Source organism: Aeromonas sp. 25-AL00135 (genome assembly GCF_054052385.1).
In genome coordinates, this window is the sequence record NZ_JBSTYQ010000030.1 from 1 (window position 1) to 25842 (window position 25842).

At 60.1% G+C, this 25842-nt stretch carries 20 protein-coding genes and 5 tRNA genes; 9 read left to right on the forward strand and 16 right to left on the reverse strand.

The genetic code is table 11. The features are described 5' to 3' along the window. Positions 1–490 precede the first annotated feature (490 nt). Both rapA and rluA read left to right on the forward strand, forming a co-directional pair. Positions 491–3358, forward strand: a complete 2868-nt coding sequence (gene rapA / locus ACW5XC_RS19705; RefSeq protein WP_042052728.1) for an RNA polymerase-associated protein RapA — start codon at positions 491–493, stop codon at positions 3356–3358. 115 nt (positions 3359–3473) lie between these two features. Further along, on the forward strand, positions 3474–4130 hold the full coding sequence (gene rluA, locus ACW5XC_RS19710; RefSeq protein WP_005343025.1) for a bifunctional tRNA pseudouridine(32) synthase/23S rRNA pseudouridine(746) synthase RluA: 657 nt from the start codon (positions 3474–3476) through the stop codon (positions 4128–4130). A 60-nt stretch (positions 4131–4190) separates the two neighbouring features. On the opposite strand, the gene ACW5XC_RS19715 is transcribed toward rluA, so the two are convergent. The 5 genes from ACW5XC_RS19715 to treR form a co-directional block, all read right to left on the reverse strand. Further along, on the reverse strand, positions 4191–4379 hold the full coding sequence (locus ACW5XC_RS19715; protein WP_005336040.1) for a hypothetical protein: 189 nt from the start codon (positions 4377–4379) through the stop codon (positions 4191–4193). A 120-nt stretch (positions 4380–4499) separates the two neighbouring features. Continuing rightward, positions 4500–5099, reverse strand: coding sequence for a sugar O-acetyltransferase (locus ACW5XC_RS19720; protein WP_042052731.1), 600 nt, complete (start codon positions 5097–5099; stop codon positions 4500–4502). Positions 5100–5102: 3 nt separating this feature from the next. Beyond that, on the reverse strand, positions 5103–6764 hold the full coding sequence (gene treC, locus ACW5XC_RS19725) for an alpha,alpha-phosphotrehalase (RefSeq protein WP_042052733.1): 1662 nt from the start codon (positions 6762–6764) through the stop codon (positions 5103–5105). Between the two features lie 67 nt (positions 6765–6831). Further along, the gene (treB, locus tag ACW5XC_RS19730; RefSeq protein WP_042052735.1) at positions 6832–8262 is read right to left on the reverse strand and encodes a PTS trehalose transporter subunit IIBC; all 1431 of its coding nucleotides are present in this window, start codon (positions 8260–8262) and stop codon (positions 6832–6834) included. Positions 8263–8454: 192 nt separating this feature from the next. Further along, the gene (gene treR, locus ACW5XC_RS19735) at positions 8455–9402 is read right to left on the reverse strand and encodes a trehalose operon repressor TreR (protein WP_042052737.1); all 948 of its coding nucleotides are present in this window, start codon (positions 9400–9402) and stop codon (positions 8455–8457) included. 137 nt (positions 9403–9539) lie between these two features. Between treR and ACW5XC_RS19740 the strand changes: the two genes are divergently transcribed. The 6 genes from ACW5XC_RS19740 (at position 9540) to pbpG (ending at position 15159) form a co-directional block, all read left to right on the forward strand. Then, the gene (locus ACW5XC_RS19740) at positions 9540–10490 is read left to right on the forward strand and encodes an AEC family transporter (protein ID WP_005336047.1); all 951 of its coding nucleotides are present in this window, start codon (positions 9540–9542) and stop codon (positions 10488–10490) included. A gap of 62 nt (positions 10491–10552) precedes the next feature. After that, entirely contained in the window at positions 10553–10747 is a 195-nt protein-coding gene (locus tag ACW5XC_RS19745; protein ID WP_005357810.1) for a heavy-metal-associated domain-containing protein, read from the forward strand. Positions 10748–10877: 130 nt separating this feature from the next. Continuing rightward, positions 10878–11936, forward strand: a complete 1059-nt coding sequence (gene ansB / locus ACW5XC_RS19750; RefSeq protein ID WP_042052738.1) for an L-asparaginase 2 — start codon at positions 10878–10880, stop codon at positions 11934–11936. A 259-nt stretch (positions 11937–12195) separates the two neighbouring features. Beyond that, positions 12196–13488, forward strand: a complete 1293-nt coding sequence (locus ACW5XC_RS19755) for a hemolysin family protein (RefSeq protein ID WP_042052740.1) — start codon at positions 12196–12198, stop codon at positions 13486–13488. Between the two features lie 18 nt (positions 13489–13506). Continuing rightward, the gene (locus ACW5XC_RS19760; protein WP_005343012.1) at positions 13507–14172 is read left to right on the forward strand and encodes a DedA family protein; all 666 of its coding nucleotides are present in this window, start codon (positions 13507–13509) and stop codon (positions 14170–14172) included. A 159-nt stretch (positions 14173–14331) separates the two neighbouring features. After that, a complete protein-coding gene (gene pbpG, locus ACW5XC_RS19765; RefSeq protein WP_042052741.1) occupies positions 14332–15159 on the forward strand; it encodes a D-alanyl-D-alanine endopeptidase in 828 nt (275 codons plus the stop codon). A 344-nt stretch (positions 15160–15503) separates the two neighbouring features. Here the strand turns inward: pbpG and ACW5XC_RS19770 are convergent. From ACW5XC_RS19770 to pncC, 11 genes are all read right to left on the reverse strand, one after another. After that, a tRNA-Arg gene (locus ACW5XC_RS19770) sits at positions 15504–15580 on the reverse strand. A 28-nt stretch (positions 15581–15608) separates the two neighbouring features. Continuing rightward, a tRNA-Arg gene (locus ACW5XC_RS19775) sits at positions 15609–15685 on the reverse strand. Between the two features lie 25 nt (positions 15686–15710). Then, positions 15711–15787: transfer RNA gene (locus ACW5XC_RS19780), tRNA-Arg, on the reverse strand. A gap of 100 nt (positions 15788–15887) precedes the next feature. Beyond that, positions 15888–15964: transfer RNA gene (locus ACW5XC_RS19785), tRNA-Arg, on the reverse strand. A 3-nt stretch (positions 15965–15967) separates the two neighbouring features. Then, positions 15968–16060: transfer RNA gene (locus ACW5XC_RS19790), tRNA-Ser, on the reverse strand. Positions 16061–16273: 213 nt separating this feature from the next. After that, positions 16274–16462 (reverse strand): carbon storage regulator CsrA, encoded by a 189-nt coding sequence (gene csrA / locus ACW5XC_RS19795; protein ID WP_005336053.1) that lies wholly within the window; start codon positions 16460–16462, stop codon positions 16274–16276. Between the two features lie 103 nt (positions 16463–16565). After that, positions 16566–17804, reverse strand: coding sequence for an aspartate kinase (locus ACW5XC_RS19800; protein WP_456516106.1), 1239 nt, complete (start codon positions 17802–17804; stop codon positions 16566–16568). 16 nt (positions 17805–17820) lie between these two features. Then, on the reverse strand, positions 17821–20445 hold the full coding sequence (gene alaS, locus ACW5XC_RS19805) for an alanine--tRNA ligase (protein ID WP_074042704.1): 2625 nt from the start codon (positions 20443–20445) through the stop codon (positions 17821–17823). 295 nt (positions 20446–20740) lie between these two features. Beyond that, the gene (locus ACW5XC_RS19810; RefSeq protein ID WP_074042705.1) at positions 20741–21232 is read right to left on the reverse strand and encodes a regulatory protein RecX; all 492 of its coding nucleotides are present in this window, start codon (positions 21230–21232) and stop codon (positions 20741–20743) included. Between the two features lie 44 nt (positions 21233–21276). Then, positions 21277–22341, reverse strand: a complete 1065-nt coding sequence (gene recA, locus ACW5XC_RS19815) for a recombinase RecA (protein ID WP_074042703.1) — start codon at positions 22339–22341, stop codon at positions 21277–21279. 80 nt (positions 22342–22421) lie between these two features. Then, the gene (gene pncC, locus ACW5XC_RS19820) at positions 22422–22913 is read right to left on the reverse strand and encodes a nicotinamide-nucleotide amidase (RefSeq protein WP_042052756.1); all 492 of its coding nucleotides are present in this window, start codon (positions 22911–22913) and stop codon (positions 22422–22424) included. 250 nt (positions 22914–23163) lie between these two features. On the opposite strand from pncC, the gene mutS reads away from it, so the two are divergent. Beyond that, a complete protein-coding gene (mutS, locus tag ACW5XC_RS19825; RefSeq protein WP_456516107.1) occupies positions 23164–25734 on the forward strand; it encodes a DNA mismatch repair protein MutS in 2571 nt (856 codons plus the stop codon). Positions 25735–25842: the final 108 nt, after the last annotated feature.

Here is a 25842-nt window from a genome sequence, read left to right on the forward strand (position 1 = left end):
ACATTGAAAATCAAAAATTGTTTTTGATGTTCGATGCTGTGAGTGCCCACACAGATTGCTTGATTCAAATTGTTAAAGAGCGACGCAACAGCGTGTTGCTGCGGGAGTGGAATTCTACTCAACCGCCTTCTCGAGTCAAGCCTTATTTTCAAAGGCTTTTCTAGGTTACCGACGAGGTTGTTTGCGTTGCCGCTTGCCGTGTCGATGGAGGCGCATTATAGGGATCTGGATCACGCTTGCAAGGGTCTTTTCGAATTAAATTCGCATTTTTGGTTCAACCGTTCACTAATCACCCAAAAAGCGCATTTATCCTGCAATAACACACCCGTTTGGCGAGCTCGCTATCCTCTATATGACGTGGCGATGGTAGCAGATCAAGGTTGTGGCGATTTGGTCTCTCTACATCTATATGCATGGTGATCGAGGTCACGCCTTCGGGTAACATAGCGCCCCTTTGCGATTCACACACTCTTGGGCTTTGGAGAGTTTAATGCCTTTTGCACTTGGCCAGCGTTGGATTAGTGATACAGAGACGGATCTGGGGTTGGGGACTGTCGTTGCTGTTGAAGGACGCATGGTTACCCTGTTGTTTCCGGCTACCGGTGAAAACCGCATGTATGCCAAAGAAGAGGCGCCGGTCACCCGGGTCAGCTTCAATGTGGGCGATCAGATCACCAGTCACGAAGACTGGACCATGACGGTCGAAGAAGTGCAGGAGAAAGACGGCCTGCTTATATATGTAGGTGTGCGCACCGACAATAATGAGCCCGTTGCCCTCAAAGAAGTGTTTCTCAACAACTTTATCAAGTTCAACAAGCCGCAGGATCGCCTGTTCGCCGGTCAGATCGATCGGATGTCCCGCTTCACCCTGCGCTACGAGGCGCTGGTCAACCAGCACCAGCGTCGTCGCAACCCGACTCGCGGTCTGGCCGGTGGCCGTGTCAGCCTGATCCCGCACCAGCTCTATATCGCTCATGAAGTGGGTCACCGCTACGCTCCGCGCGTACTGCTGGCCGATGAGGTAGGTCTGGGCAAAACCATCGAAGCGGGCATGGTCATTCATCAGCAGCTGCTCTCCGGCCGTGCTCATCGGGTGCTGATCCTGCTGCCCGAAACGCTCCAGCACCAGTGGCTGGTCGAGATGCTGCGCCGCTTCAACCTGCACTTCTCCCTGTTTGACGAGGAGCGCTGCATCGAGGCGTTTGCCGATGCGGAGAACCCCTTCGAGACCGAACAGCTGGTGATCTGCAGCCTCGACTTCCTGCGCAAGAAGCGCCGTCGCTTCGAGCAGGTGCTGGAGGCCGAGTGGGATCTGCTGGTTGTCGACGAAGCCCACCATCTGGAGTGGAGTGAAGAGGCGCCGAGCCGCGCCTACGAAATGGTGGAAGCGCTGGCCGAACAGGTGCCGGGCGTACTGCTGCTGACCGCTACCCCGGATCAGCTGGGCCACCAGAGCCACTTTGCCCGTCTGCGCCTGCTCGACCCGGAGCGTTTCTACGACTATGAGGCTTTCCTCGCCGAGGAGCAGGCCTATGGTCAGGTCGCGAGCGCCGCGCAGGAGCTGCTGGATGGCGAGACCCTGAGCGATGAAGCCAGACAGATCCTCGCCAGCCAGCTGGAAGGGCTGGATTTGAGCGATGCGACTGCCCGCCAGCAGGCAGTCGCCAAGCTGCTGGATCAGCATGGCACCGGCAGGGTGCTGTTCCGCAACAGCCGCGCCAATATTCAGGGCTTCCCCGAGCGTCACCTCAACGTCTACCCCATGCCGCTGCCGGAGCAGTACAAGACCGCCATCAAGGTGATGGGCATGATGGGTGGCAATGGTGGCGATCTGCAGACCCGCGCCCTGCGCTACCTCTACCCCGAGAAGATCTTCCAGCAGTTCGAAGGCGACAACGCCACCTGGACCCAGTTCGACCCCCGTGTCGAATGGTTGCTGGAGCTACTGCTCTCAGCTCGCCAGCAGAAGGTGCTGGTGATCTGCTCCGAAGCGGCGACCGCCATCGCACTGGAAGAGGCGCTGCGTACCCGTGAAGGGATCCGTGGTGCCGTGTTCCACGAAGGGATGTCGATCCTCGAACGGGACAAGGCCTCCGCCTATTTCGCCCAGCAAGAGGGTGGCGCCCAGGTGCTGCTCTGCTCCGAGATCGGCTCAGAGGGTCGCAACTTCCAGTTTGCCAGCCATCTGGTGCTGTTCGATCTGCCCCTCAACCCGGACCTGCTGGAACAACGTATCGGCCGCCTGGATCGTATCGGTCAGCAGAATACCGTCGAAATCCATGTTCCCTATCTGGAGGGTACCTCCCAGCGCGCCCTGCAGCTCTGGTATCACGATGGTCTGGATGCGTTCGAGCAGACCTGCCCGACTGCCCGCCCGGTATTCGAAGCGGTACGTGAAGAGCTGTTCGAGCTGCTGGCCGCCAACACCGGCGATCAGGCGGCCCTCGATGCCCTGCTGGTCAAGACCCGCGAACTGCACGAGCCGCTCAAGGCTCGACTTGAGCAGGGTCGCGATCGCCTGCTGGAGATCCACTCCAGCGGTGGCGCCGCCGCCCAGCAGCTGGTCGACAAGCTGGCCGCCGAAGATGACGACACCGGCATGATCTCCTTCGCTCTCAAGATGTTCGACGAGATCGGCGTCAATCAGGATGACCGTGGCGAGAACGCGCTGGTGCTGACCCCCGGGGATCACATGCTGGTCTCCAGCTTCCCGGGCCTGCCGCAAGACGGCATGACCATCACCTTCGATCGCAACACAGCCCTGTCGCGGGATGACATGGCGCTGCTCTCCTGGGATCACCCCATGATGCGCGGCGGTATCGACCTGATCCTGGGCTCCGAGATTGGAGCGACCTCGGTCGCCCTGCTCAAGAACAAGGCGCTGCCCATCGGCTCCATCCTGCTTGAGCTGATCTTTGTCGCCGAGTCTGCAGCCCATCCCCAGCTCTATCGCTTCATGCCGCCAACGCCGATCCGTCTGCTGATGGACAAGAACGGCCAGAATCTGGGTGAGAAAGTGGCGTTCGATGCCTTCAACCGCCAGCTGACGCCGGTCAATCGCCACCTCGGCAGCAAGCTCGTGACTGCATCCCAGCCGGTGATCCACGGTCTGATTGGCAAGGGCCAGGCCATTGCCGAAGAGCTGAAAGCCGGGATTGTCGACAAGGCCCGTGCCCAGATGGCGCAGACCCTGCAGCAGGATCTGGATCGTCTGGAAGCGCTCAAGGCGGTCAACCCGAACGTGCGAGACAGCGAACTGGATTATCTGCGCAATCTGCAGGCAGAATTGCACCACCTGATCGATCAGACCCAACTCAAGCTGGATGCAATCCGCTTTATCGTGGTCACCCATAACTGACAAGGTACCGACCGACAGCGGCCAGAACCAGCTCAAACTGGATACCCAAGGCCGCTTTGTCGTGGTTACCCATAACTGATGGGGGCTTGCCCCCACCTTCTGATGCGAGACATTTATGTTTGAATACTCACCGCCTCTGGAACCCTGGCTCGATATCCTGTTCAAGGACAAGGACATCATGGTGGTCAACAAGCCCACTGGCCTGCTAAGCGTCCCCGGGCGCGGCCCCGAGAATGAAGACAGCGTCCTGCATCGGGTGAAACAGCAACACCCCAAGGCGGCGGCAGCTCATCGCCTCGACATGTCCACCACTGGCGTCATTGTCATTCCCCTCAATCCCAACTCTCATCGGGAGCTGAGCCGACAATTTCGCGAGCGGGAGACCGAGAAGCACTACCTCGCCTGGGTGTGGGGTGAGCCGGAAGCAGAGTCGGGACAGGTTGACCTGCCGCTCTGCGTCGACTGGCCCAACCGCCCGAAGCAGAAGGTGGATCACGAGGAGGGGCGTCACGCCCTGACCCTGTGGCAGAAACTGAAAGTGGAGAACGGCAACAGCCTGATCAAGCTGACTCCCATCACAGGTCGCTCGCACCAGTTGCGCGTCCATATGCTGGAGCTGGGGCATCCGATCCTGGGTGACAACCTCTACGCCCATCCGGATGCGCTGGCGGCTGCCCCCCATCTCTACCTGCATGCGGCCATGCTGACCATCAGCCACCCCCGCAGCGGGGAACGGATGACCTTCGAGGCGCCGGCTCCTTTCCCGGTCTGATCCCGCAAATCGCAGAGATAAAAAAGCCCCCATCGCGAGATGGGGGCTTTTTCATTAGGGTCAGACGCGAATATCGATCTTGCTTCCCAGGGAAGCGCTGGCCGATGTCGGTGCAACCGGCGCTGATTGCGCTGCGTTTTGCAGCAGCTTCAGCGCAGCTTCGCCCTCTTGGGTCTGCTGTTTCTTGGCCAGACTGGCCGTCATCAGAGCAGAACCAAACGACGCATTTGCAGAACTTGATATATCCATAGGGTTCCTCCTGCACTCAACAGTATCGGCCAAGCGGCCCCGAACATAAGCACTGAATGCAAAACAATCTGACAGTTGCTTTTCTATCAATCAGATAGCACTAGCATTCATGGCCCCTGTTCACCGCTGGATGACACCTTCAAGCTCCTGTGCCGTCATCGCCCGAAGCACCTTGCAAGGGTTGCCAGCCGCCACCACGTTGGCGGGCACATCTTTGGTCACCACCGAACCGGCACCGATGACGCTGTTGTCACCGATAGTGACACCGGGGCAGATAACAGTGCTGCCGCCAATCCAGACGTTGTGACCGATCCGCACCGGCTTGCCGAACTCGACACCCTTGATACGTGGCGCCACCGCCACAGGATGAGCGGCGGTGTAGATCTGCACCCCGGGCGCCAGCAGCACATTGTCGCCGATGTGCACCTCACAGACGTCGAGGATGGTGCAATTGACGTTGGCGTAGAAGTTCTCGCCGACGAAGATGTTGGCGCCATAGTCGCAGAAGAACGGCGGATTGATGGCACACTCCTGGCCGCGGCTACCGAGCAGCTCGTGCAGCAAAGCATCCCGCACCGGTTTCTCCTGCCAGCTGGTGTTGAAGGTGTGATATAGCCTGCGGCAGCGCTCGCGCGCCGCTTTCAGCTCGGGATCGCCCGCATCATAAGGCTCCCCCACCACCATCTTCTGCCACTCGGCACCGTGCACCACCTTCTCCATTACCTACTCCATCAGCCAGATCAGGGATTCATAAGGGCGCAGCATAGCCGATTGCGGTTGGGCCGGGCTATCGGGGTAGTTGCCGAGCAGCAACCGACCTTGCCCACTTTGCAGCTCGGCAGGCAAGGCAAACTCCACCGGCTCGCAGTAGAAGTTGCTCACCACCAGCAGGGTCTGACCGTTGGCACGGCGGGCATAGGCCCAGATCTGCGGGTGCCCGGCCAGTAGCTCCTGATAATCCCCCACAGTGAAGATGGGGTGCGCCTTGCGAATGGCGATGAGATCCCGATAGTGCCAGAACACCGAGTGCTGGTCGGCCAGCGCCGCCTCGGCGTTGATCTCGGGATAGTTGGCGGCAGGCTTGAGCCAGGGCGTCCCGCTGGTGAAACCTGCATTGGCCGCAGCACTCCACTGCATAGGAGTACGCGAGTTATCCCGGGACTTGGAACCGAGAATCGCGAGGATCTCGGCCTCGCTCATCCCTTCCGCCTGCTTGATGGCGAAGATGTTGCGGCTCTCCACATCCTGATAGTCGTTGATATGCTGATAGCCGGGGTTGGTCATGCCGATCTCCTCCCCCTGATATATGTAGGGGGTGCCTTGCAGGCCATGCAGCGTGCTGGCCAGCATCTTGGCGGCGACCACCCTATGCTCACCCTCATCGCCGAAACGGGAGACGATGCGCGGCTGATCGTGGTTGCACCAGAACAGCGCCGACCACCCCTTGCCGTGCATACCGCTCTGCCAGTGGTTGAAGATGCGCTTGAGTTCGAGGAAATCGAACGGTGCCTTGGTCCACTTGTCGCCGTTGGGGTAATCCACCTTCAAATGGTGGAAGTTGAACACCATGGATAGCTCGGAGCCATCCAGCGCGCCGTAGCGCTGGCAGTGCTCCAGACTGGTGGAGGACATCTCCCCCACCGTCATGGCCCCCACCGGGGCGAAGACATCGCGGCTCACATCCTGCAGGAATTCGTGGATGCGCGGCCCGTCGGTGTAGAAACGGCGGCCATCGCCTATCTCGTCGTTCGGGAACGCCTGATCCTTGGAGATGAGATTGATGACATCGAGCCGGAAACCGTCCACCCCCTTCTTCGCCCAGAAGTGGATGATCTTTTTCACCTCGGCGCGCACTGCAGGATTTTCCCAGTTGAGATCAGCCTGCTCGCGGGCAAACAGGTGCAGGTAGTACTGGCCGGTGGCGGGATCCAGCTCCCAGGCGCTGCCGCCAAACTTGGATTGCCAGTTGTTGGGCACGCCGCCATCCACCGGATCGCGCCAGATGTAGTAGTCGCGGTAGGGGCTGTTTTTATCCCCCAGCGCCGACTTGAACCAGGCGTGCTCGGTGGAGGTGTGGTTGACCACGATATCCATCACGATGCGGATGTCGCGCGCGTGGGCGGCAGCCAGCAGCGCCTCGAAATCAGCCATGGTGCCGTAGGCGGAATCGATGGTGTAGTAGTCGGCGATGTCGTAGCCGTTGTCCACCTGCGGCGAGACGTAGACCGGGGTCAGCCAGAGGGCATCGACCCCCAGCGTCTTGAGGTAGTCGAGGCGGGCCATGATCCCCTTGAGATCGCCGGTGCCACAGGCGCCGGAATCCTGAAAGCTCTTGGGATAGATCTGGTAAATCACGGCGCTCTGCCACCAGGGTGTTTGGCTCATGGCTCTTTCTCTTATCACAAATTGAAAAGGGAGAGGGCGACCCGCAAGGTCGCCCTGACAATCAGATTCAGGCGCTGGCTTCGGCCAGCTTGCCGGCCGCTTGCTGGCGCTTGTAGACCAGCAGGGTCAGCACCACCGGCACCACGATGGCGACCAGCATGGCGAGGGAGTAAACGGCCCAGTATTGCGGCTGGATGGAGAGGATGCCCGGCAGGCCGCCTACCCCGATGCCGTTGGCCATCACCCCGGCGAAACCGCAGATGAGGGCTGCAAGGCTGGAGCCCACCATGGCGCACAGCATGGGGAACTTGTACTTGAGGTTGATACCGTACATGGCCGGCTCGGTCACCCCGAGGTAGGCGGAGATGGCGGCAGGCACCGAGATCTCCCGCTCGTTCTCCTTGCGGCTAATCAGAATGATGCCAACGACCGCAGATGCCTGAGCGATGTTGGAGAGAGCGATCAGCGGCCAGATCGGGGTGCCACCCATGCTCTGCATCAGCTGCAGATCCACTGCGTTGGTAGTGTGGTGGATACCGGTGATGACCAGCGGTGCGTAGAGGAAACCGAACAGGGCTGCACCGATGGGAGCAAAGGAGCCGGTCATGGCGGCCTTGGCAGCGAAACCGACGCCATCACCAATCCAGCGACCGAACGGGCCGATAAAGGCGTGGGCCACGATCACTGCCAGCAAAAGCGAGACAAACGGCACAATCACCAGATAGAGGTAAGCCGGAATGATCCGCTTGAGGTTGGTCTCAACCCAAGCCAGGAAGACACCCGCCAGCAGCGCCGGAATGACCTGTGCCTGATAGCCCACCTTCTGGATCACAAACAGGCCGAAGTCCCACACCTCGGGAGTCTGCTGACCAATGCCGTAGGCGTTCATCAACTGCGGTGACACCAGCGTCACCCCCAGCACGATACCCAGGATCTCGGAGCCGCCCATCTTCTTCACTGCAGACCAGCAGACACCGACCGGCAGGAAGTGGAAAATCGCCTCGCCCAGCAGCCAGAGGAAGGCGTGTACCTGAGCCCAGAACTGGCTGATCTCGGTGAGGGTGTGAGTGCCATCGTCGAACATCTTGATGTCGCCGATGACGTTGCGAAAGCCCAGGATCAGACCGCCGGTGATGATGGCAGGCAGCAGCGGCACGAAGATCTCCGCCAGATGGGAGATGCCCCGCTCCAGCGGGTTCATGTTCTGGCGTGCCGCCTGTTTGGCGGTCTCCTTGCTGCCACCGCTGACGCCGAGCTGTTCGGTCAGCGCCTTGTACCACTGCTCTACCTCGTTGCCGATCACCACCTGGAATTGACCGCCCTGGGTGAAGCTTCCCTTCACTGCCGGAATGGTTTCGATGGCCTTGCTGTCGGCCTTGGCCGGATCGTTCAGGACGAAGCGCAACCGGGTCAGGCAGTGGCTGACGGTGGCGATGTTCTCCTTGCCACCGATCTTGTCGATCAGGGTGGCAAGCTGCTGTGCGTTGATCTTGGACATGGGTCTTCCCTCTGTGACGCCATTGAATAGTGGTCTGTATCGCCCTTTTGAGCCAGTCTGTCGGCCGGAGCGTTTTTGGTATCGTTCCCATTTAGCATGCCGACAATCTGGCCAGATCGAAATGGGAACGTTCCCAATTCGTGGCCAGCATCACAAAAAGCGCACTTTTTGTTCAGTCCGGAGTGATGGGGGTCACAGGGTTCGACAGGGGGCGATTGTCACCAGCGGAGGCTGATCCTGCTCAATCTGACCGAGCAGCTGACGCGCCGCCTGCTCCCCCGCCCCTTTGTAACCAAGATCGAGACTGAGGGCGTTGGGGAAGAGGAAACTGAGCATGGGGTTGTTGCCAAGGCCGGTCACCAACACCTCGCTACGCCCTTGTTCTTGCAGGTATTTTGCCGCACCGATGGCGAGGGTGTCGCTGGCGCAGACCAACGCCTGGGTGGAGGGGGTAAGCAGCTCGGCCGCCAGCCGGTAGCCGCTCTGCAGGCTGAGATCACCGAGGGCGCTGCGCGGGCGCAAGCCCTGCTCTGCGCAGTAAGCGAGATAGGCGTCGAGGCGGCGCTGGCCGGTGGTGAGATCCGAGGCATCCACCCCCAGATAGGCGATGTCGCGGGCGCCACGGCTTGCCAGCTGCGCCAGCATGGTGCGCACCGCACCGGCGTCGTCAAAGCAGACCGAGGAGAAACCGGGGTATTCACGGGCGACCAGCACCAGCTTCTCTTTCAGCGGCGCCATGGCGGCATAGTCCAAGTCATTGAAGGCGAAAAGGATAATGCCATCCACCCCGCGCCGCTCCAGCACCGCCAGATGCTCCTTTACCTTGGCGGGGGAGAACTTGCTCTCCATCAGCACGGCATCGTAGCCGCGCTGATAGAGGGTCTCCAGCATGCCGCGCACCGCCTGATTCTCCGAGCTGGAGTCGAGCCGCGAGACGATGATCCCCACCACCTGCTGGCTCTGGCTGCGCATGGCCCGCGCCGATTTGCTCGGCACAAAGCCGTGCTCGGCGATGATCTGCTCCACCCGCTCGCGGGTCTCCTGCTTCACCTTGGGATCCTGGTTGAGCACCCGGGAGACGGTCGACTTGCCGACGCCACTCAGTCTGGCGATATCGAGGATGGTCAGTTTCTTGTCCATGAATTGGCTCACAGGAGGCTAGGCGGTGGAATTGCCCACATTGTTGTGATTAACCCCTGTGAATACAAGCCCATGGCGTTAGAATGCCCTTTTTGCCCCGCCGTCATGGTGTGTGGGCACAGCACAGGATGCCCATCATGGATCTGCTGGCCAGTCTGCTCTTCTCCCTCTCCATCACAGGCCCCATCTGCGTGGTGCTGCTGCTCGGCATCTTGCTCAAGCGGCTGGGGCTGCTGCCGGATCCCTTTACCGAATCCGCCTCGCGACTGGTGTTTCAGGTCACCCTGCCCGCTCTGCTCTTTCTCAGTATTCTGGGTACCAACTTCGCCACCATGCCGAGCCTCTGGTTTATCGGCTATGGCCTGCTCGCCACCGTTATCAGCTATCTGGTGCTGGAGCTGCTGGCCGGACGTTTTATCGGGGAGCAGCGACTGCGCGGGATCTTCGTGCAGGGGAGCTTTCGCGGCAACAGCGCCATTATCGGTCTCGCCTATGTGCAGAACGCCTACGGCCACGAGGGGTTGGGGGCGGCGGCCTTCTACGTCGGCGCGGTGACCGTGCTCTACAACATTCTCGCGGTGATCACCCTCACCCGCAGTCTCGGCGGCGCTACCGGTATTCGCCCCATTCTGCTCGGCATCATCAAGAATCCGTTGATCATCGCCATTGTGGCGGCGCTGCCGTTTACCCTGCTCGGTATCAAGATGCCGCAACTGCTGCTCACCACCGGCAGCTACTTCGCCAACATGACGTTGCCGCTGGCGCTGCTCTGCACCGGCGCCTCCCTCAGCCTCGATGCTCTGCGTGGTGGTGCAGCCATTGCGGGCTGGGCCAGCATCATGCGGCTCTGTCTCATTCCGGCTGCGTTCACTCTTGGGGCGGCCCTGCTCGGCTTCAGCCATCTGGAGCTGGGTATTCTGTTTCTCATCAGCGCCACTCCGACTGCCGCCGCCAGCTATGTGATGACCCGCGCCATGGGTGGCGACAGCGTGCTGGCCGCAAACATCATCGCCACCACCACCCTCGGCTCGCTGGTTACTACCAGCCTCGGGGCGACTCTGATGAACTATCTGGGTCTTATGTACTGACGGCTTGACCTTGCCGGAGGCGGCAGCTTTAGGCTGGCGCTCATCAACAGAGGAGATATTCCATGACCATCGAACTCACCGTGTCCGGCATGTCCTGTGGTGGCTGCGCCGCCAGTCTGCAAAAAGCGCTGCTGGCCCAGCCTGCGGTCACCACCGCAACCGTCGATTTCGCCAGCAGCAAGGCCGTTATCGAGAGCGAGCTGAGCAAGGCAGAACTAATCGCCCTGATCGAAGCCAAGGGTTTCTCTGCAAGTTAAATTATCTCCATATAGGTATAAAACAGGTTAAAAATCTGTACTCACCTGTCTTTTGGTGAGTTTTATCACAGACCCGGGTTATTAAACGGGCAAACTTGCTGCAATTATTCCAACCAGAAGGATTTGCAGCATGACCCTACCGATCCGCAAGACCCTGCTCGCCGCCGTCGTTAGCCTGACCCTCTCCCCCATGGCCATGGCGCTGCCCAACGTCCATATTCTTGCAACCGGCGGCACCATTGCCGGGGCAGGCCAGTCGGCTACCCAGTCCAACTACGAGGCTGGCAAGGTGGCCATCGAAACCCTGATCGCCGCCGTGCCCGAGATGAAGAACGTGGCCGATGTGCAGGGTGAGCAGGTGGTCAAGATCGGCTCCCAGGACATGAACGACGAGGTGTGGCTCAAGCTGGCCAAGCGGGTCAACGAGCTGCTGGCCAAGGATGACGTGGATGGCATCGTCATTACCCACGGCACCGACACCATGGAAGAGACCGCCTACTTCCTCAATCTGACCGTCAAGAGCGACAAGCCGGTGGTGCTGGTCGGCGCCATGCGCCCCTCCACCGCCATGAGTGCCGATGGCCCGCTCAACCTTTACAACGCCGTGGTGACCGCCTCCGACCCCGCCTCCAAGGGCCGTGGCGTGATGGTGGCGATGAACGACACCGTTCTCGATGCCCGCGACGTCACCAAGACCAACACCACAGGCGTGCAGACCTTCGCTTCCCCCAACTTCGGCCCGCTCGGCTACATCCACAACGGCAAGATCGACTATCAGCGCAGCCCGGCCCGTCTGCACACCAGCAAAACGCCGTTTGACGTGAGCAAGCTCGACAAGCTGCCGCAAGTGGGCATCGTCTACAGCTACGCCAACGCCACCGACTTGCCGGCCAAGGCGATGGTGGATGCCAAGTTCGACGGCATCGTCAGCGCCGGGGTGGGCAACGGCAACCTCTACCACACCCTGTTCGACACCCTGGCCAAGGCGAGCAAGGATGGCATCCGCGTCGTGCGCTCCGCCCGCGTGCCGACCGGCGCCACCACCCTGGATGCCGAGATCGATGATGCCAAGTACGGCTTCGTGGCCTCCGGCACTCTCAACCCGCAGAAAGCGCGGGTGCTGCTGATGCTCTCCCTGACCCAGAGCAAGGATCCGGCCCAGATCCAGCGCTGGTTCCAGCAGTTCTGACAACGGTTGCCTGACAAGTGACAAGCAAGGGCGGGACTTCCCGCCCTTTTCCATCCTGCCATGCCACTTCGCCAAGCTCCCGCTTCGTCCATGACACCATTTGGCGGGGTCATCCTTCCCTTTTCCGGCCATCTTTTTCAGCCATCCCAGAGCGCTGTCATCAAATTAGCGAGCCGGATCACCCGCTTTCACAAGCGCATCGCCGCCAAATTCATTACACTGCCAGCGATCTTATCCACTCAAGGAGTGCTGTTGCTGTATGGAAATATTGATCCTGCTGGGATTGATTTTGCTTAATGGCGTCTTCGCCATGTCAGAAATCGCCATCGTCACCGCACGCAAGGCTCGCCTCGGCAAGCTTGCCTCTGAAGGCAACCGTTCCGCCGCCATCGCCCTCAAACTGGGCGAAGACCCGACCCATTTTCTCTCTGCCGTCCAAATCGGCATTACCAGCATAGGTCTGCTCAACGGTATCTACGGCGAATCCCTGCTGGCCCAGCCCTTCTCCCTCTGGTTGCAGGAGTGGGGACTCCCGGCCAAAAGCAGCAGCCTGCTCGCCACCGTCATCGTGGTAGTGGTGGTCACTTACCTCTCCATCGTGGTGGGGGAGCTGGTGCCCAAGCGCCTCGGCCAGCTCAATGCCGAGCGCATCGCCTGTCTGGTCGCGCGCCCCATGCACTGGCTCGCCACCCTGACCCGCCCCTTCGTCTGGCTGCTGTCGGCCTCCACCAATGCCAGCCTGCGGCTGCTGCGGGTCAACCAGAACGGCAGCGCCAACGTCACCGAGGAGGAGATCCACGCCATGCTGGTGGAAGGATCGGAAGCTGGGGTAATCGAGGATCATGAACACACCATGCTGCGCAACGTCTTCCGTCTCGACGAGCGCAGCCTCTCCTCCCTGATGGTGCCGCGCAGTGATATCCGCTATCTGGATCTAGCGTTGCCGCTGGAGACCAACCTGCAGCGGCTGGTGGAGTATCGCCACAGCTATTTTCCGGTCTGCGACGGCAACCTGTCAGAATTGGTGGGTATCATCAATGTCAGCAAGGTGCTGCACGCCTATATCAAGGGGGAGCCCATCGATCTGGCTGCCCTGACCCAGGAGGGCAGCCTGCTGCCCGAGACCCTCAACGGCGTCGAGCTGCTCAACCACTTCCGCACCCACAGCGAACAGATGGCGCTGGTGGTGGACGAATATGGCGAGCTGCAGGGACTGGTCACCCAGCAGGATCTGCTGGAGGCGCTGGCGGGGGATTTCCAGCAGGAGGATGGCGAGGACAACTGGGCATTCCGGCGCGCCGACGGCAGCTGGCTGCTCGATGGCCTGATCCCGCTGCCGGAGTTGAAGGACTGTCTGGAGCTGGTTCGTCTGCCAGAAGAAGAAAAACATCACTATCACACCCTCGGAGGGCTTATCATGCTGCTCCTTGGTCGTGTTCCACAAACCGGAGACCTGGTGACACTGGAACAGTGGCAACTGGAAATTGTTGACATGGATGGCCTGCGCATCGACAAGGTGCTCGCCATGCCCTTGACCGATCAACCCAGCTAACCTGCGGAGTTTGCAAGTATGGAGCAGTTTTACCAACTGGCTCACGCCTTTATGAATCACGATCTGAACACACTTTCCGATCCCAAGATGGCCTTCATGATCTGTGGTGTGATTCTGACGTTTCTGGTACTGGAAAACGGATTCATCCCTACCGCCTTTCTGCCCGGTGACAGCCTGCTGATCCTCACCGGCGTGCTCATCTATCAGGATGTATTGTCTCTCGGGGTGATCCCGCTGTTGATCATGGCTACCTTTGTCGGCACCTGGCTCGGTTACATGCAGGGCCGCTTCCTTGGCCACACCCAGCTCTACCATCGGCTGATGTCCCACGTGGAAGAGCGACACCAACAGAAGGTCTACCACCTGCTGGACAAGTACGGGATCATCACCCTGATCACCGCGCGCTATATCGCCTTCGTACGCACCGCCTACCCCTACATTGTCGGTGCCACCGAGCTGCCCCAGGGGCGCTTCCTCATCGTCAATCTGATCAGCTCCATCATGTGGATCTGCCCGCTGGTCGGGTTTGGCTACTACCTGAGCCACACCAAGCTGGCAGCCGAATACCAGACCCAGTTCTTCAACATCATCATCTATCTGCCGGTGGCCCTGCTGGTGGGTGGCATGGTGGCACTGGTCTGGCGCTGGATCAGCAAACGCAGGGCCGCGCAGCCGCGGGATTGACCCTTCGCCCAACGCCCGACCCGAAAGCCCTCGCCAGAGGGCTTTTTTGATCGCCAATTTTGCGCAAATAGCAGAAATAGTCCCGCTCGGCCCTTGTAAAGCCGGGGTAAAAATGAGTGAATCTAGCGCCTTTTTTTGGATGGGAACGGAGTCGGTTGTATGTGGTATCGGATTCGCGCAGCAGCGCTGGTTGTCGGGTTGATGGGAATGTGGGGATTGCCTGCGGTCAGCGCGGCACCCAACCCTGCCAAACTGGAAGTACGCTCGAGCAGCGCCTTGGTCGTGGATGTAAAAACGGGCAAGACGCTCTACCAGAAGAATGCCACCAAGGTGCGTCCCATCGCCTCCCTCACCAAGCTGATGACAGCGCTGGTGGTGCTGGATGCCAAGCAGAATCTCAACCAGACCATTACGGTCGACAAGAACGATCTGGATCGGGTCAAACATACTCATTCACGCATCCGCATGGGCACCAAGGTGACCCGCCGCGACGCCCTGCATCTGGCATTGATGTCCTCCGAAAACCGGATGGCCTCGGCACTGGCGCGTCACTATCCGGGCGGTCGCAGCGCCTTCGTGCGAGCCATGAACAACAAGGCCAAACAGCTGGGTATGCGTAATACCCACTTCTACGACTCCACCGGCCTCTCCACCCGCAACGTCTCTACCGCCCAGGATCTCGGCAAGCTGGCCGCCGCCGCCTACCGTCAGCCGCTGATCCGTCAGTTCACTCAGGATGAGAACCGGGAGATGCGCTTCAGCGCCCCCGCCTACAGCCTGATGTTCAACAACACCAACCCGCTGGTGAAAAACCCGGATTGGGACGTGCGCCTCTCCAAGACCGGCTTCACTGACGAAGCGGGTCGCTGTCTGGTGATGCGCGCCAAACCGGACAGCCGCGAGCTTGCTATCGTGCTGCTCAACTCGGTGGGCAAACGCACCCCTATCGGCGATGCCAACCGCATTCGCAAATGGTTGAAAAGCTGAGTTAATATCTCGACACAAGAGGATGCTGCGGCATCCTTTTTTATTGCCCGCAAAACGCCTCTGCAGGCCTTGCAGGATGTTGATGAGCGAACCTTGAGTGATGATCTGCGCGGCATCTGCCGTTGCAACAGCAGGCATACAGCGCGCCTATAGATGAGGCAAAGGGTGGCAAGGGGTTGCACCGTACAGAAGAACGGTGCGCAATCACAGAAAGGGGAAGAAATAAGGACAAGAACAGCCAGGTAAACGGGCGATCCACCCGTAACAGCGCACGGGGATCTGCACCAAAAAGTTAAATATCGCCCATAAAAAAACAGCCCCGACCGAAGTCGAGACTGTCTGTATGGTGCGCCCGAGAGGATTCGAACCTCTGACCACCTGGTTCGTAGCCAGGTACTCTATCCAGCTGAGCTACGGGCGCTCATAAACTTTTGGTACTGCTTGAAAAATGGTGCGCCCGAGAGGATTCGAACCTCTGACCACCTGGTTCGTAGCCAGGTACTCTATCCAGCTGAGCTACGGGCGCTCATAAATCGTTGTGTCTTTTTAAATGGTGCGCCCGAGAGGATTCGAACCTCTGACCACCTGGTTCGTAGCCAGGTACTCTATCCAGCTGAGCTACGGGCGCCCTGTTTTAAAACGATAAAAAAAGCTTACTTATCAGTAAGCCTTTTCCAAAGTGTCGACTTGCTGATGGTCAACACATGACTCTTGCTTGAGTCGTAATATGGTGCGCCCGAGAGGATTCGAACCTCTGACCACCTGGTTCGTAGCCAGGTACTCTATCCAGCTGAGCTACGGGCGCAAATGGCGGAGAAGGGGGGATTCGAACCCCCGATGCGGGTATAAGCCGCATACTCCCTTAGCAGGGGAGCGCCTTCAGCCTCTCGGCCACCTCTCCGTTTGCGGGGCTGATAATACTTCACAGGGATTTTTAGTCAAACACTTTTTTGGAGAAAAAAGTGCGTTCGCTCAGCATTTGGCCAAAGCGTGGAATATTCAAACAATATCGGCACTTATCCCGCAGTTTCGCGCCCTGCAGGGCGATTTCAGGGGGCCGGAAAAACAAAAGGCGACACATGAGGTGTCGCCTTGTCACAGCCATGAAAGTGGCTTAGAAGCCCGGTTGGCCCGGAACTTTCTCGGCCTGGATGCGCTGGTAGATCTCTTCGCGGTGCACGGAGACCTCTTTCGGTGCGTTCACACCGATACGGACCTGGTTGCCTTTAACGCCCAGTACGGTGACAGTCACTTCATCACCAATCATCAGGGTTTCCCCAACACGACGAGTCAAAATAAGCATTCGCTTGCTCCTGTATCCTGTTTTGTTTTTATATCGATATGCGACATTATCTAACAAAGATACCGATATGGTAAATGGTTGAAACTAAATCAATCAGAGATTGTTAGCCCAAGGGCTGCTCTTGCGGTGCCTGATCCAACCCGAAAGCCGCGTGCAGGGCTCGCACCGCCAGCTCCAGATACTTCTCGTCAATCACCACAGAGATTTTGATTTCAGAGGTCGAGATCAACTGCATGTTGATCCCCTCCTCGCCCAATACCTTGAACATGGTGCGCGCAACACCGGGATGGTTCCACATGCCGACACCGACAATGGAAACCTTGGCAATTTCGCCATTTCCCTGCACGCAGGAGGCGCCAAGTTCGGTGGCGGTCTCCTCCAGCAGTGCCCGGGCGCGGCGATAGTCATCACGATTCACCGTGAAGGTGAAGTCGGCGGTGCCATCTCCCAGGGTGTTCTGCACAATCATGTCGACATCAATGTTGGCGTCGCTGATCGGATTCAGGATCTGCGCGGCAACGGTTGGTCTGTCCGGCACGCCCAGAATGGTCAAGCTGGCCTCGTTGCGGTTAAAAGCGATCCCGGATACCAGGGGAGCTTCCATCCTATCACCTCCATATGTGATTAAGGTTCCCTCTCCATCGATAAAGCTCGACAGCACCCGCAGCGGGACGCGGTACTTGCCCGCAAACTCCACCGAGCGGATCTGCAGCACCTTGGCGCCGAGACTGGCCATCTCCAGCATCTCCTCGAAGGTGATGGTGTCGAGACGACGCGCCTTGGGCTCGATGCGCGGATCCGTGGTGTATACCCCATCCACATCGGTAAAGATCTGGCACTCATCGGCCTTGATGGCCGCCGCCACGGCAACCGCCGTGGTATCCGAACCGCCGCGGCCCAGGGTCGTGATGGCGTTATGCTCGTCACGGCCCTGGAAACCGGCGATCACCACCACCTTGCCCGCAGCCAGTTCGGCATGAACCAGCTCGGTGTCGATGTGGGTGATGCGCGCCTTGCCATAGGCGGAATCGGTGTGAATCCGTACCTGATCACCGGTCATTGAGACCGCGGGGCAACCACGTTTGTTCAACGCGATCGCCAGCAGCGCTATGGTGACCTGCTCACCGGTGGAGACCAGTACATCCATCTCCCGCCGGTTGGCATCAGGATCCAGCTGCTGGGCCATGCCCCGCCGCCGGTTGGTTTCGCCCGACATGGCGGAGACAACCACCACCACATCGTGTCCCTGGGCGCGGGTCTGCTCGACCCGCTCAGCTACCGCCTCGATCCGCTCCAGTGTGCCGACCGAGGTGCCGCCGTACTTCTGTACATAGAGTGCCACAGATCACCTCGCCCGATTACAGGCGCTCTTCCAGCCAGGAGTGAACGGATTGCAGTGCTGCCGGCACCGCCTCAGGCTGGGTACCACCCGCCTGTGCCATGTCCGGACGGCCACCGCCCTTGCCACCCACCTGCTGGGCAACCAGATTGACCAGCTCACCGGCCTTGACCTTGCCGGTCAGGTCGTTGGTGACGCCCGCGATCAAGTTGACCTTGCCATCGGCACAGGTGGCCAGCAGCACAACACCGGACTTCATCTGGTTCTTCAGTTCGTCCAGCATGCCGCGCAGGGATTTCGGATCGGCCCCTTCCAGCGCTGCAACCAGCACCTTCTGACCGTTGATCTCGATTACCTGGCCCAGCAGGTCGTTACCGGCCTGAGCGGCCAGCTTGGCCTTGAGCTGCTCCAGCTCGCGCTCCATCATCTTGGCCTTGTCCAGCATCTGGCGAACCTTGTCGGCGATGCAGAACTGATCACCTTTAACCAGAGCGGCAGCCTCTTCGATCTGCTCGCCAACCTGATGCATGAAGTCGATGGCCGCTTTGCCGGTGACCGCTTCGATACGGCGCACGCCAGCTGCGATACCGCTCTCGGCGATGATCTTGAAGAAGCCGATATCACCGGTGCGCTTGGCGTGAGTACCGCCGCACAGCTCGGTGGAGTAGTCGCCCATGCGCACCACGCGCACGTCGTCTTCATATTTTTCACCAAACAGCGCCATGGCACCGGCGGACTTGGCCGCCTCCAGATCCATCAGCTGGGTGGTGATTTCGTGGTTGGCGCGGATCTGGTTGTTGACCAGCTCCTCGACCCGGCGAATGGTCGCCATGGTCAGCCCCTCGAAGTGGGAGAAGTCAAAGCGCATGCGCTCAGCCCCAACCAGAGAACCTTTCTGAGTGACATGCTCGCCCAGTGCCTGACGCAGGGCAGCGTGCAGCAGGTGAGTCACGGAGTGGTTCAGGGCGATGGCCTGACGACGATCGCCATCAACCACGGCTTCCACTTCGGCGCCCTTCTCCAGAGTGCCCAGCTCCATGTAGCCCTTGTGGATGATCGCCTTGCCCGCTTTCAGGGTGTCGGTCACGGCAAAGATGCCGTCGTCCACTTTCAGGGTACCGCTGTCGCCAATCTGGCCGCCGGACTCGGCGTAGAAGGGGGTCTCTTCCAGCACGATGACTGCTTCGTCACCGGCGATGAGACCGCTCACCTCTTCCACACCCTTGTAGATGCCGACCACGCGAGTGCGCTCGCTCAGGGTTTTGTAACCGGTGAAGGGGGTCTCGAAGTCGAGCTTGAGCATCTCGTTGTAGTTCACGCCGAAGCTGGACGCTTCCTTGGCACGAGCACGCTGCTTCTCCATCTCGGCCTTGAAGCCCTCTTCGTCGATGCCGATCTCGCGCTCGCGCACCACGTCGGCAGTCAGGTCGGCCGGGAAGCCGTAAGTGTCGTAGAGCTTGAACACCACTTCGCCCGGAATAACCTTGGCATCGCCCAGGTTGGCCAGAACGTCTTCCAGCAGCAGCAGACCGCGATCCAGAGTGCGGACAAACTGCTCCTCTTCGATGCGCAGCACTCGCTCGACCAGCGGCAGCTGGGCGATCAGCTCGGCAGCGACGTCTTTCATCTGCACCGCCAGCTCGGCAGCCAGTTTGTAGAAGAAGACGTCGGTGGCACCCAGCTTGCGGCCGTGACGCACGGCGCGGCGGATGATGCGGCGCAGCACATAGCCACGACCTTCGTTGGACGGCATCACGCCATCTGCCACCAGGAAGGCGCAGGAGCGGATGTGGTCAGCGATGACGCGCAGGGACTGGTTGCTCAGATCGGTGGTGCCGACAATCTCGGCCGCTTTCTTGATCAGCGCCTGGAAGATGTCGATTTCGTAGTTGGAGTGGACACCCTGCATGATGGCGGAGATCCGCTCCAGTCCCATGCCGGTATCCACGGACGGACGCGGCAGCGGCTCCATGGTGCCGTCAGCCTGACGGTTGAACTGCATGAACACCACGTTCCAGATCTCGATGAAACGGTCGCCATCCTCTTCCGGTGAGCCGGGACGGCCACCCCAGATGTGATCGCCGTGGTCGTAGAAGATCTCGGTGCAGGGACCGCACGGACCGGTATCGCCCATCGCCCAGAAGTTGTCTGAAGCGTACGGTGCCCCCTTGTTGTCACCGATGCGTACGATGCGATCGGCCGGCACACCGACCTCTTTTTCCCAGATGTCGAAAGCTTCATCGTCAGTCGCGTAGACGGTCACCAGCAGGCGCTCTTTCGGCAGCTGCAGCACCTCGGTCAGGAAACCCCATGCAAACTTGATGGCATCCTGTTTGAAGTAGTCGCCGAAGCTGAAGTTGCCCAGCATTTCGAAGAAGGTGTGGTGACGAGCGGTATAGCCGACGTTTTCCAGATCGTTGTGCTTACCACCGGCACGCACGCAACGCTGGGAAGTCGTCGCGCGATTGTAGGCACGCTTGTCTGCGCCAAGGAACACGTCCTTGAACTGGTTCATACCCGCGTTGGTAAACAACAGGGTCGGGTCGTTATGCGGTACCAGCGAGCTGGAGGAGACAACCTGGTGCCCCTGGGAACGGAAATACTCGAGAAACGCAGCGCGAATCTCTGACGTGGACATATACATGGAAAATCCTGCTTGATTCGAATACGGACTTTTAACCGCATTAATGTAAGTTTTCTGCGGGGTAAAGTAAAACGGACAGGGCCGCCACGGGCGAAAAAGCGCACATAAACGGGCCAGAAAAGAGCGCCACTGCTCACAGTGGCTTTTTTCACTGTTGAGAGGCAAAAAAGCAGCGCATAAAGAGGGATGAGATGAACAAAAGGCTGCTTTTTCGGGATTGTGCGCGCAAGCTACTGAGCTGGCAGGAAAAACATACAAAAAGGAGAGCTGAAACGACGTTTGCCACGCAGTGGCGTTACTCCTCCCGCTCCTGCAGGGCAGAGATAGCGTAACGTGCCTGATCCTGGGTAAAGCCGCGCCCCAGCAGATATTTGAGCCACTTCATCCGCAGCTTGAAATCCGCCAGATCGGCCACCCGGGCGCGCCGTTCGAGCAGGGCAAACGCCAGTTCGAACCAGTCCAGCTCCGGCTGATCGAATGCGGCATCAATCTGCATATCGTCGAGTCCCTTGCGGCGCAGATCGAAGCGGATCTTGATGGGGCCATGCCCCTTGGCGGCACCGGCCCGTACTGCCATACCGCCGTAACGTTCGTCATTGACCCAGTTGTAACCGCGGCAGTAGTCGACCACCGCCTCGATCACCTCTTCATTGAAGCCCTGCTGGCGCAGCCGGTTGGCCAGCTCTGACTCGGCACTCTCGCGGCGGGCCAGGCTGCGCATGGCAAAGGCGCGGGCGGCGGTAAACTGCTCTGCAAAGGTCGGTTCGGTAACGGATTCATCAACCATCATAAATAACAAAGCCGGGTATCTACCCGGCCTTCCTTTGTTTCTTATTCGAACTCTTGTTCGCTTTCGGCATCGAACTCGTCTACCTCAACCGGTGCAGCCTTGTCATCGACTGGCACGGCGCCGGAGAGCAGCAGCTCGCGCAAGCGGGCTTCCACTTCGCCAGCCATCACTTTGTTCTCGGCGAACAGCTTCATCACGTTGGCCTTGCCTTGGCCGATCTTCTCGCCGTTGTAGCTGTACCAGGCGCCGGCCTTGTCGATCAGCTTGTGCTTGACACCGAGATCCACCAGCTCGCCCTCTTTGGAGATACCGGCACCGTAGAAGATCTGGAATTCAGCCTGCTTGAAGGGCGGGGCCACCTTGTTCTTGACCACTTTGACACGGGTCTCGTTACCGACCACTTCGTCGCCTTCCTTGATGGCGCCGATACGACGGATATCCAGACGCACGGAGGCGTAGAACTTGAGCGCGTTACCACCTGTGGTGGTCTCCGGGCTACCGAACATAACGCCGATCTTCATCCGGATCTGGTTGATGAAGATGCACAGGCAGTTGGCGTTCTTGATGTTGGCAGTCAGCTTGCGCAGCGCCTGGGACATCAGACGAGCCTGCAGGCCAACGTGGGAATCACCCATCTCCCCTTCGATTTCCGCTTTCGGCGTCAGGGCCGCCACAGAGTCGACGATGATGACGTCAACCGCGTTGGAGCGCACCAGCATGTCGCAGATCTCCAGCGCCTGTTCGCCGGTATCCGGCTGGGAGATCAGCAGGTCGTCGACGTTGACGCCCAGCTTGGCAGCATAGATAGGGTCGAGGGCGTGTTCCGCATCGACGAAGGCACAGGTTTTGCCTTTCTTCTGGGCTTCCGCGATCACCTGCAGGGTGAGTGTGGTTTTACCGGAAGATTCCGGGCCGTAGATTTCGACGATACGGCCACACGGCAGACCGCCAATGCCCAGCGCCACGTCCAGCGAGAGGGAACCGGTAGAGATGGCTTCGATATCCATGGTCTTGCTGTCGCCCAGACGCATGATGGAACCTTTGCCGAACTGCTTTTCAATCTGACCCAGCGCAGCCGCCAGTGCCTTCTGTTTGTTCTGATCCATGCCAATCTCCGCTGGAAATCGTGAGTAAGAAGTGAAGTTGGACTAAGTATACTGTCTATTCATACAGTATCAAGCCCAATTTATCTGAGCAGGGCCAACAGACCCGACAAGGCCTGTCTCACCGCCTGCTGGCGCACCTGTCGGCGATCCCCGTCGAAGCGGGCGAGCAGGGAGTGGTGACGACCGTTGCGGTCGGCCCAGGCGAACCAGACGGTGCCGACCGGCTTGCCCTCGGTGGCGCCGCCGGGGCCGGCGATGCCGCTGATAGCAACGCTGATGGAGGCAGACGAGTGAGCCAGCGCGCCGCGGGCCATCTCCAGCACCACAGCCTCGCTCACTGCACCGTGCTGTTCAAGGCTCTCGCTGCTCACCCCCAACATCTGCTGCTTGGCCTCGTTGGTGTAGGTGACAAAACCACGATCGAACCAGCCGGAGCTGCCCGCGATGTCGGTGATGGCGCTGGCCACCCCGCCGCCGGTACAGGATTCGGCGGTCGCCGCCAGCCAGCCCCGCTGACCGAGGGCCCGTCCCAGCTCGATGGCAAGGTGCTCTATCTCTGCATCCAGTTTCATCACGACTCCTTCTGATCCGCTCAAGAGGCACATTATGCGATCCCGCTAGCGCCGCCCGCAACCACGGCAGACCGCCCTTGCCTGCCGCAATGTGAGGTGCCGCACCGGCGTCATGCCTTCAATAGCGCAGAGCAGCTGCGCCCGGAACACCCGCTCCCCCGCCGCGGCGCTTATGTGTAGAATGGCGTCATCAAGCTCAAGGCTCATCACCGCAGACACTGGCCCGCAGAGGCCCCTTCTGGAACAGAACATGACCGCACAACACCAAGCCAGCGGCGCCAATCTGAGCGCCCACACGCCCATGATGCAGCAGTACCTTGGCCTCAAGGCCGAGAACCCGGAGATCCTGCTGTTCTACCGGATGGGCGACTTCTACGAGCTGTTCTATGACGATGCCCGCAAGGCCTCCCAGCTGCTCGACATCTCCCTCACCAAACGCGGCCAGTCTGCGGGCAGCCCCATTCCGATGGCGGGGGTGCCCTATCACGCCATCGAGGGCTATCTGGCCAAGCTGGTGCAGCTCGGCGAATCGGCCGCCATCTGCGAACAGGTGGGGGATCCCGCCACCAGCAAGGGGCCGGTGGAGCGCAAGGTCATTCGCATCATCACCCCGGGCACCGTCTCCGACGAGGCGCTGCTCAGCGAGCGGCAGGACAACCTGATCGCCGCCGTCTACCACGATGGCCGCCGCTTCGGCTATGGCACCATGGACATCGGCTCCGGCCGCTTCTTCATCAATCAGTTCGAGAAAGAAGAGACCCTGCTGGCGGAGCTGCAGCGCACCAATCCGGCCGAGCTGCTCTATCCCGAATCGTTCGAATTCCTGCACCATATCGAGGGTCGCCGCGGCCTGCGCCGCCGCCCGGAGTGGGAGTTTGAGCTGGGCACCGCCCGCAAGCTGCTCTGCCAGCAGTTCGGCACCCAGGATCTGGTGGGATTTGGCGTAGACAAGAGCGAGACCGCCCTGTGCGCCGCTGGCTGCCTGATGCAGTACGTCAAAGATACCCAGCGCACCGCCCTGCCCCACATCCGCAACGTACGCCTCGAGCAGCCAGATCATGCGGTCATCATGGATGCCGCTACCCGCCGCAATCTGGAGCTGACCCAGAATCTGGCCGGTGGCTATGAAAATACCCTGGCCGAGGTGCTGGATCGCACCGCCACTCCCATGGGCAGCCGCCTGCTCAAGCGCTGGATCCACCAGCCGATCCGCGATCGGGTGATCCTGAAAGGTCGCCAGAGCACCATCAAGGAGCTCATTGAGCAGAACCTCTACGACGAGCTGGGCAACCTGCTGCGTCAGGTGGGGGATGTGGAGCGGGTGCTGGCTCGTCTGGCCCTGCGCTCGGCCCGCCCGCGCGACCTCACCCGCCTGCGTCAGGCCTTCGCCCAGTTACCCGAGTTGCAGCGCCTGCTGGCGGACAACGAGCACGAAGCGGTGCAACAACTGGCCGAGCGTGCCAGCACCTTCCCCGAGCTGCTCGACCTGCTGGAGCGTGCGGTGATGGAGGTGCCGCCGGTGCTGATCCGCGATGGTGGCGTGATCCGTGACGGCTTCAATCAGGAGCTGGACGAGCTGCGGGATCTGGCCAACGGCGCAACCGCCAGCCTCGCCCGCATCGAGGAGCGGGAGAAGCTGCTGACCGGCATCAACACCCTCAAGGTGGGTTACAACAAGGTGCACGGCTTCTATATCGAGGTGAGCCGCGCCAACAGCCATCTGGTGCCGGCCCACTACATCCGCCGCCAGACCCTCAAGAACAACGAACGCTACATCATCGATGAGCTGAAAAAATACGAGGACAAGGTACTCACCGCCCAGTCCCAGGCGCTGGCGCTGGAGAAACGGCTCTACGAAGAGCTGCTCGATGCCCTGCTGCCCCACCTCGGCGATCTGCAGGATTCCGCCGCCGCACTGGCGGAGTTGGACGTGCTGGCCAACCTGGCCGAGCGGGCCGAGACCCTCGACTATCGCTGCCCCACCCTCATCGATGAGGATCAGATCCTGATCGAGGCGGGCCGCCATCCGGTGGTTGAGCAGGTGATGACAGATCCCTTTATCGCCAACCCCATCCGGCTGGAGCGGGAGCGACGGATGCTGATCATCACGGGTCCCAACATGGGCGGTAAATCCACCTATATGCGCCAGACCGCGCTGATCGTGCTGCTGGCCCATATCGGCGCCTTCGTGCCGGCCGACAGCGCCCGCATCGGCCCCATCGACCGCATCTTTACCCGCATCGGGGCATCGGACGATCTCGCCTCCGGCCGCTCCACCTTTATGGTGGAGATGACCGAGACTGCCAATATCCTCAACAACGCCACCGCCCGCAGTCTGGTGCTGATGGACGAGATTGGCCGCGGCACCAGCACCTACGACGGTCTCTCGCTGGCGTGGGCCTGCGCCGAACAGCTGGCGAGCAAGATTGGCGCCTACACCCTGTTTGCCACCCACTACTTCGAGCTGACCCGCTTGCCGGAGCTGATGAGCGGGCTGGCCAACGTCCACCTCGATGCGGTGGAGCACGGCGACACCATCGCCTTTATGCACGCGGTGCAGGAGGGGGCGGCCAGCCGCTCCTACGGCCTGCAAGTAGCGGCACTGGCGGGGGTACCCAAATCGGTGATCCAGCAGGCCCGTCACAAACTGCATGAGCTGGAGAGCGCCACTCCGGTCCCCGCAGGTGAAAGCCGCCCGGCTCCGGTGACTCTCGCCCCGCAGCCTCATCCGGTGGTGGAAGAGCTGGAAGCGCTGCGCCCCGACGAGCTCACCCCCCGTCAGGCACTGGATCTGCTCTATCGCCTCAAGCAGATGCTGTAATCAGCGACTACCGCACAATGTCTAGTCCTGAAATAGGTTTACACATTTTCAACTAGCATTTCTCTACTCAGAACCCCCTATGTACCGCATCGGGGGTTCTGTATTTCA

Coding starts and splice junctions, on each gene's coding strand:
- rapA (WP_042052728.1), top strand. CDS start 491: ATGCCTTTTGCACTTGGCCAGCGTTGGATTAGTGATACAGAGACGGAT.
- treC (WP_042052733.1), bottom strand. CDS start 6,764: ATGAGCCAAACACCCTGGTGGCAGAGCGCCGTGATTTACCAGATCTAT.
- ACW5XC_RS19720 (WP_042052731.1), bottom strand. CDS start 5,099: ATGGAGAAGGTGGTGCACGGTGCCGAGTGGCAGAAGATGGTGGTGGGG.
- recA (WP_074042703.1), bottom strand. CDS start 22,341: ATGGATCAGAACAAACAGAAGGCACTGGCGGCTGCGCTGGGTCAGATT.
- ACW5XC_RS19810 (WP_074042705.1), bottom strand. CDS start 21,232: ATGGTTGATGAATCCGTTACCGAACCGACCTTTGCAGAGCAGTTTACC.
- rluA (WP_005343025.1), top strand. CDS start 3,474: ATGTTTGAATACTCACCGCCTCTGGAACCCTGGCTCGATATCCTGTTC.
- mutS (WP_456516107.1), top strand. CDS start 23,164: ATGACCGCACAACACCAAGCCAGCGGCGCCAATCTGAGCGCCCACACG.
- alaS (WP_074042704.1), bottom strand. CDS start 20,445: ATGTATATGTCCACGTCAGAGATTCGCGCTGCGTTTCTCGAGTATTTC.
- treR (WP_042052737.1), bottom strand. CDS start 9,402: ATGGACAAGAAACTGACCATCCTCGATATCGCCAGACTGAGTGGCGTC.
- ACW5XC_RS19755 (WP_042052740.1), top strand. CDS start 12,196: ATGGAAATATTGATCCTGCTGGGATTGATTTTGCTTAATGGCGTCTTC.
- ACW5XC_RS19715 (WP_005336040.1), bottom strand. CDS start 4,379: ATGGATATATCAAGTTCTGCAAATGCGTCGTTTGGTTCTGCTCTGATG.
- treB (WP_042052735.1), bottom strand. CDS start 8,262: ATGTCCAAGATCAACGCACAGCAGCTTGCCACCCTGATCGACAAGATC.
- pncC (WP_042052756.1), bottom strand. CDS start 22,913: ATGAAACTGGATGCAGAGATAGAGCACCTTGCCATCGAGCTGGGACGG.
- csrA (WP_005336053.1), bottom strand. CDS start 16,462: ATGCTTATTTTGACTCGTCGTGTTGGGGAAACCCTGATGATTGGTGAT.
- ACW5XC_RS19745 (WP_005357810.1), top strand. CDS start 10,553: ATGACCATCGAACTCACCGTGTCCGGCATGTCCTGTGGTGGCTGCGCC.
- ansB (WP_042052738.1), top strand. CDS start 10,878: ATGACCCTACCGATCCGCAAGACCCTGCTCGCCGCCGTCGTTAGCCTG.
- pbpG (WP_042052741.1), top strand. CDS start 14,332: ATGTGGTATCGGATTCGCGCAGCAGCGCTGGTTGTCGGGTTGATGGGA.
- ACW5XC_RS19760 (WP_005343012.1), top strand. CDS start 13,507: ATGGAGCAGTTTTACCAACTGGCTCACGCCTTTATGAATCACGATCTG.
- ACW5XC_RS19740 (WP_005336047.1), top strand. CDS start 9,540: ATGGATCTGCTGGCCAGTCTGCTCTTCTCCCTCTCCATCACAGGCCCC.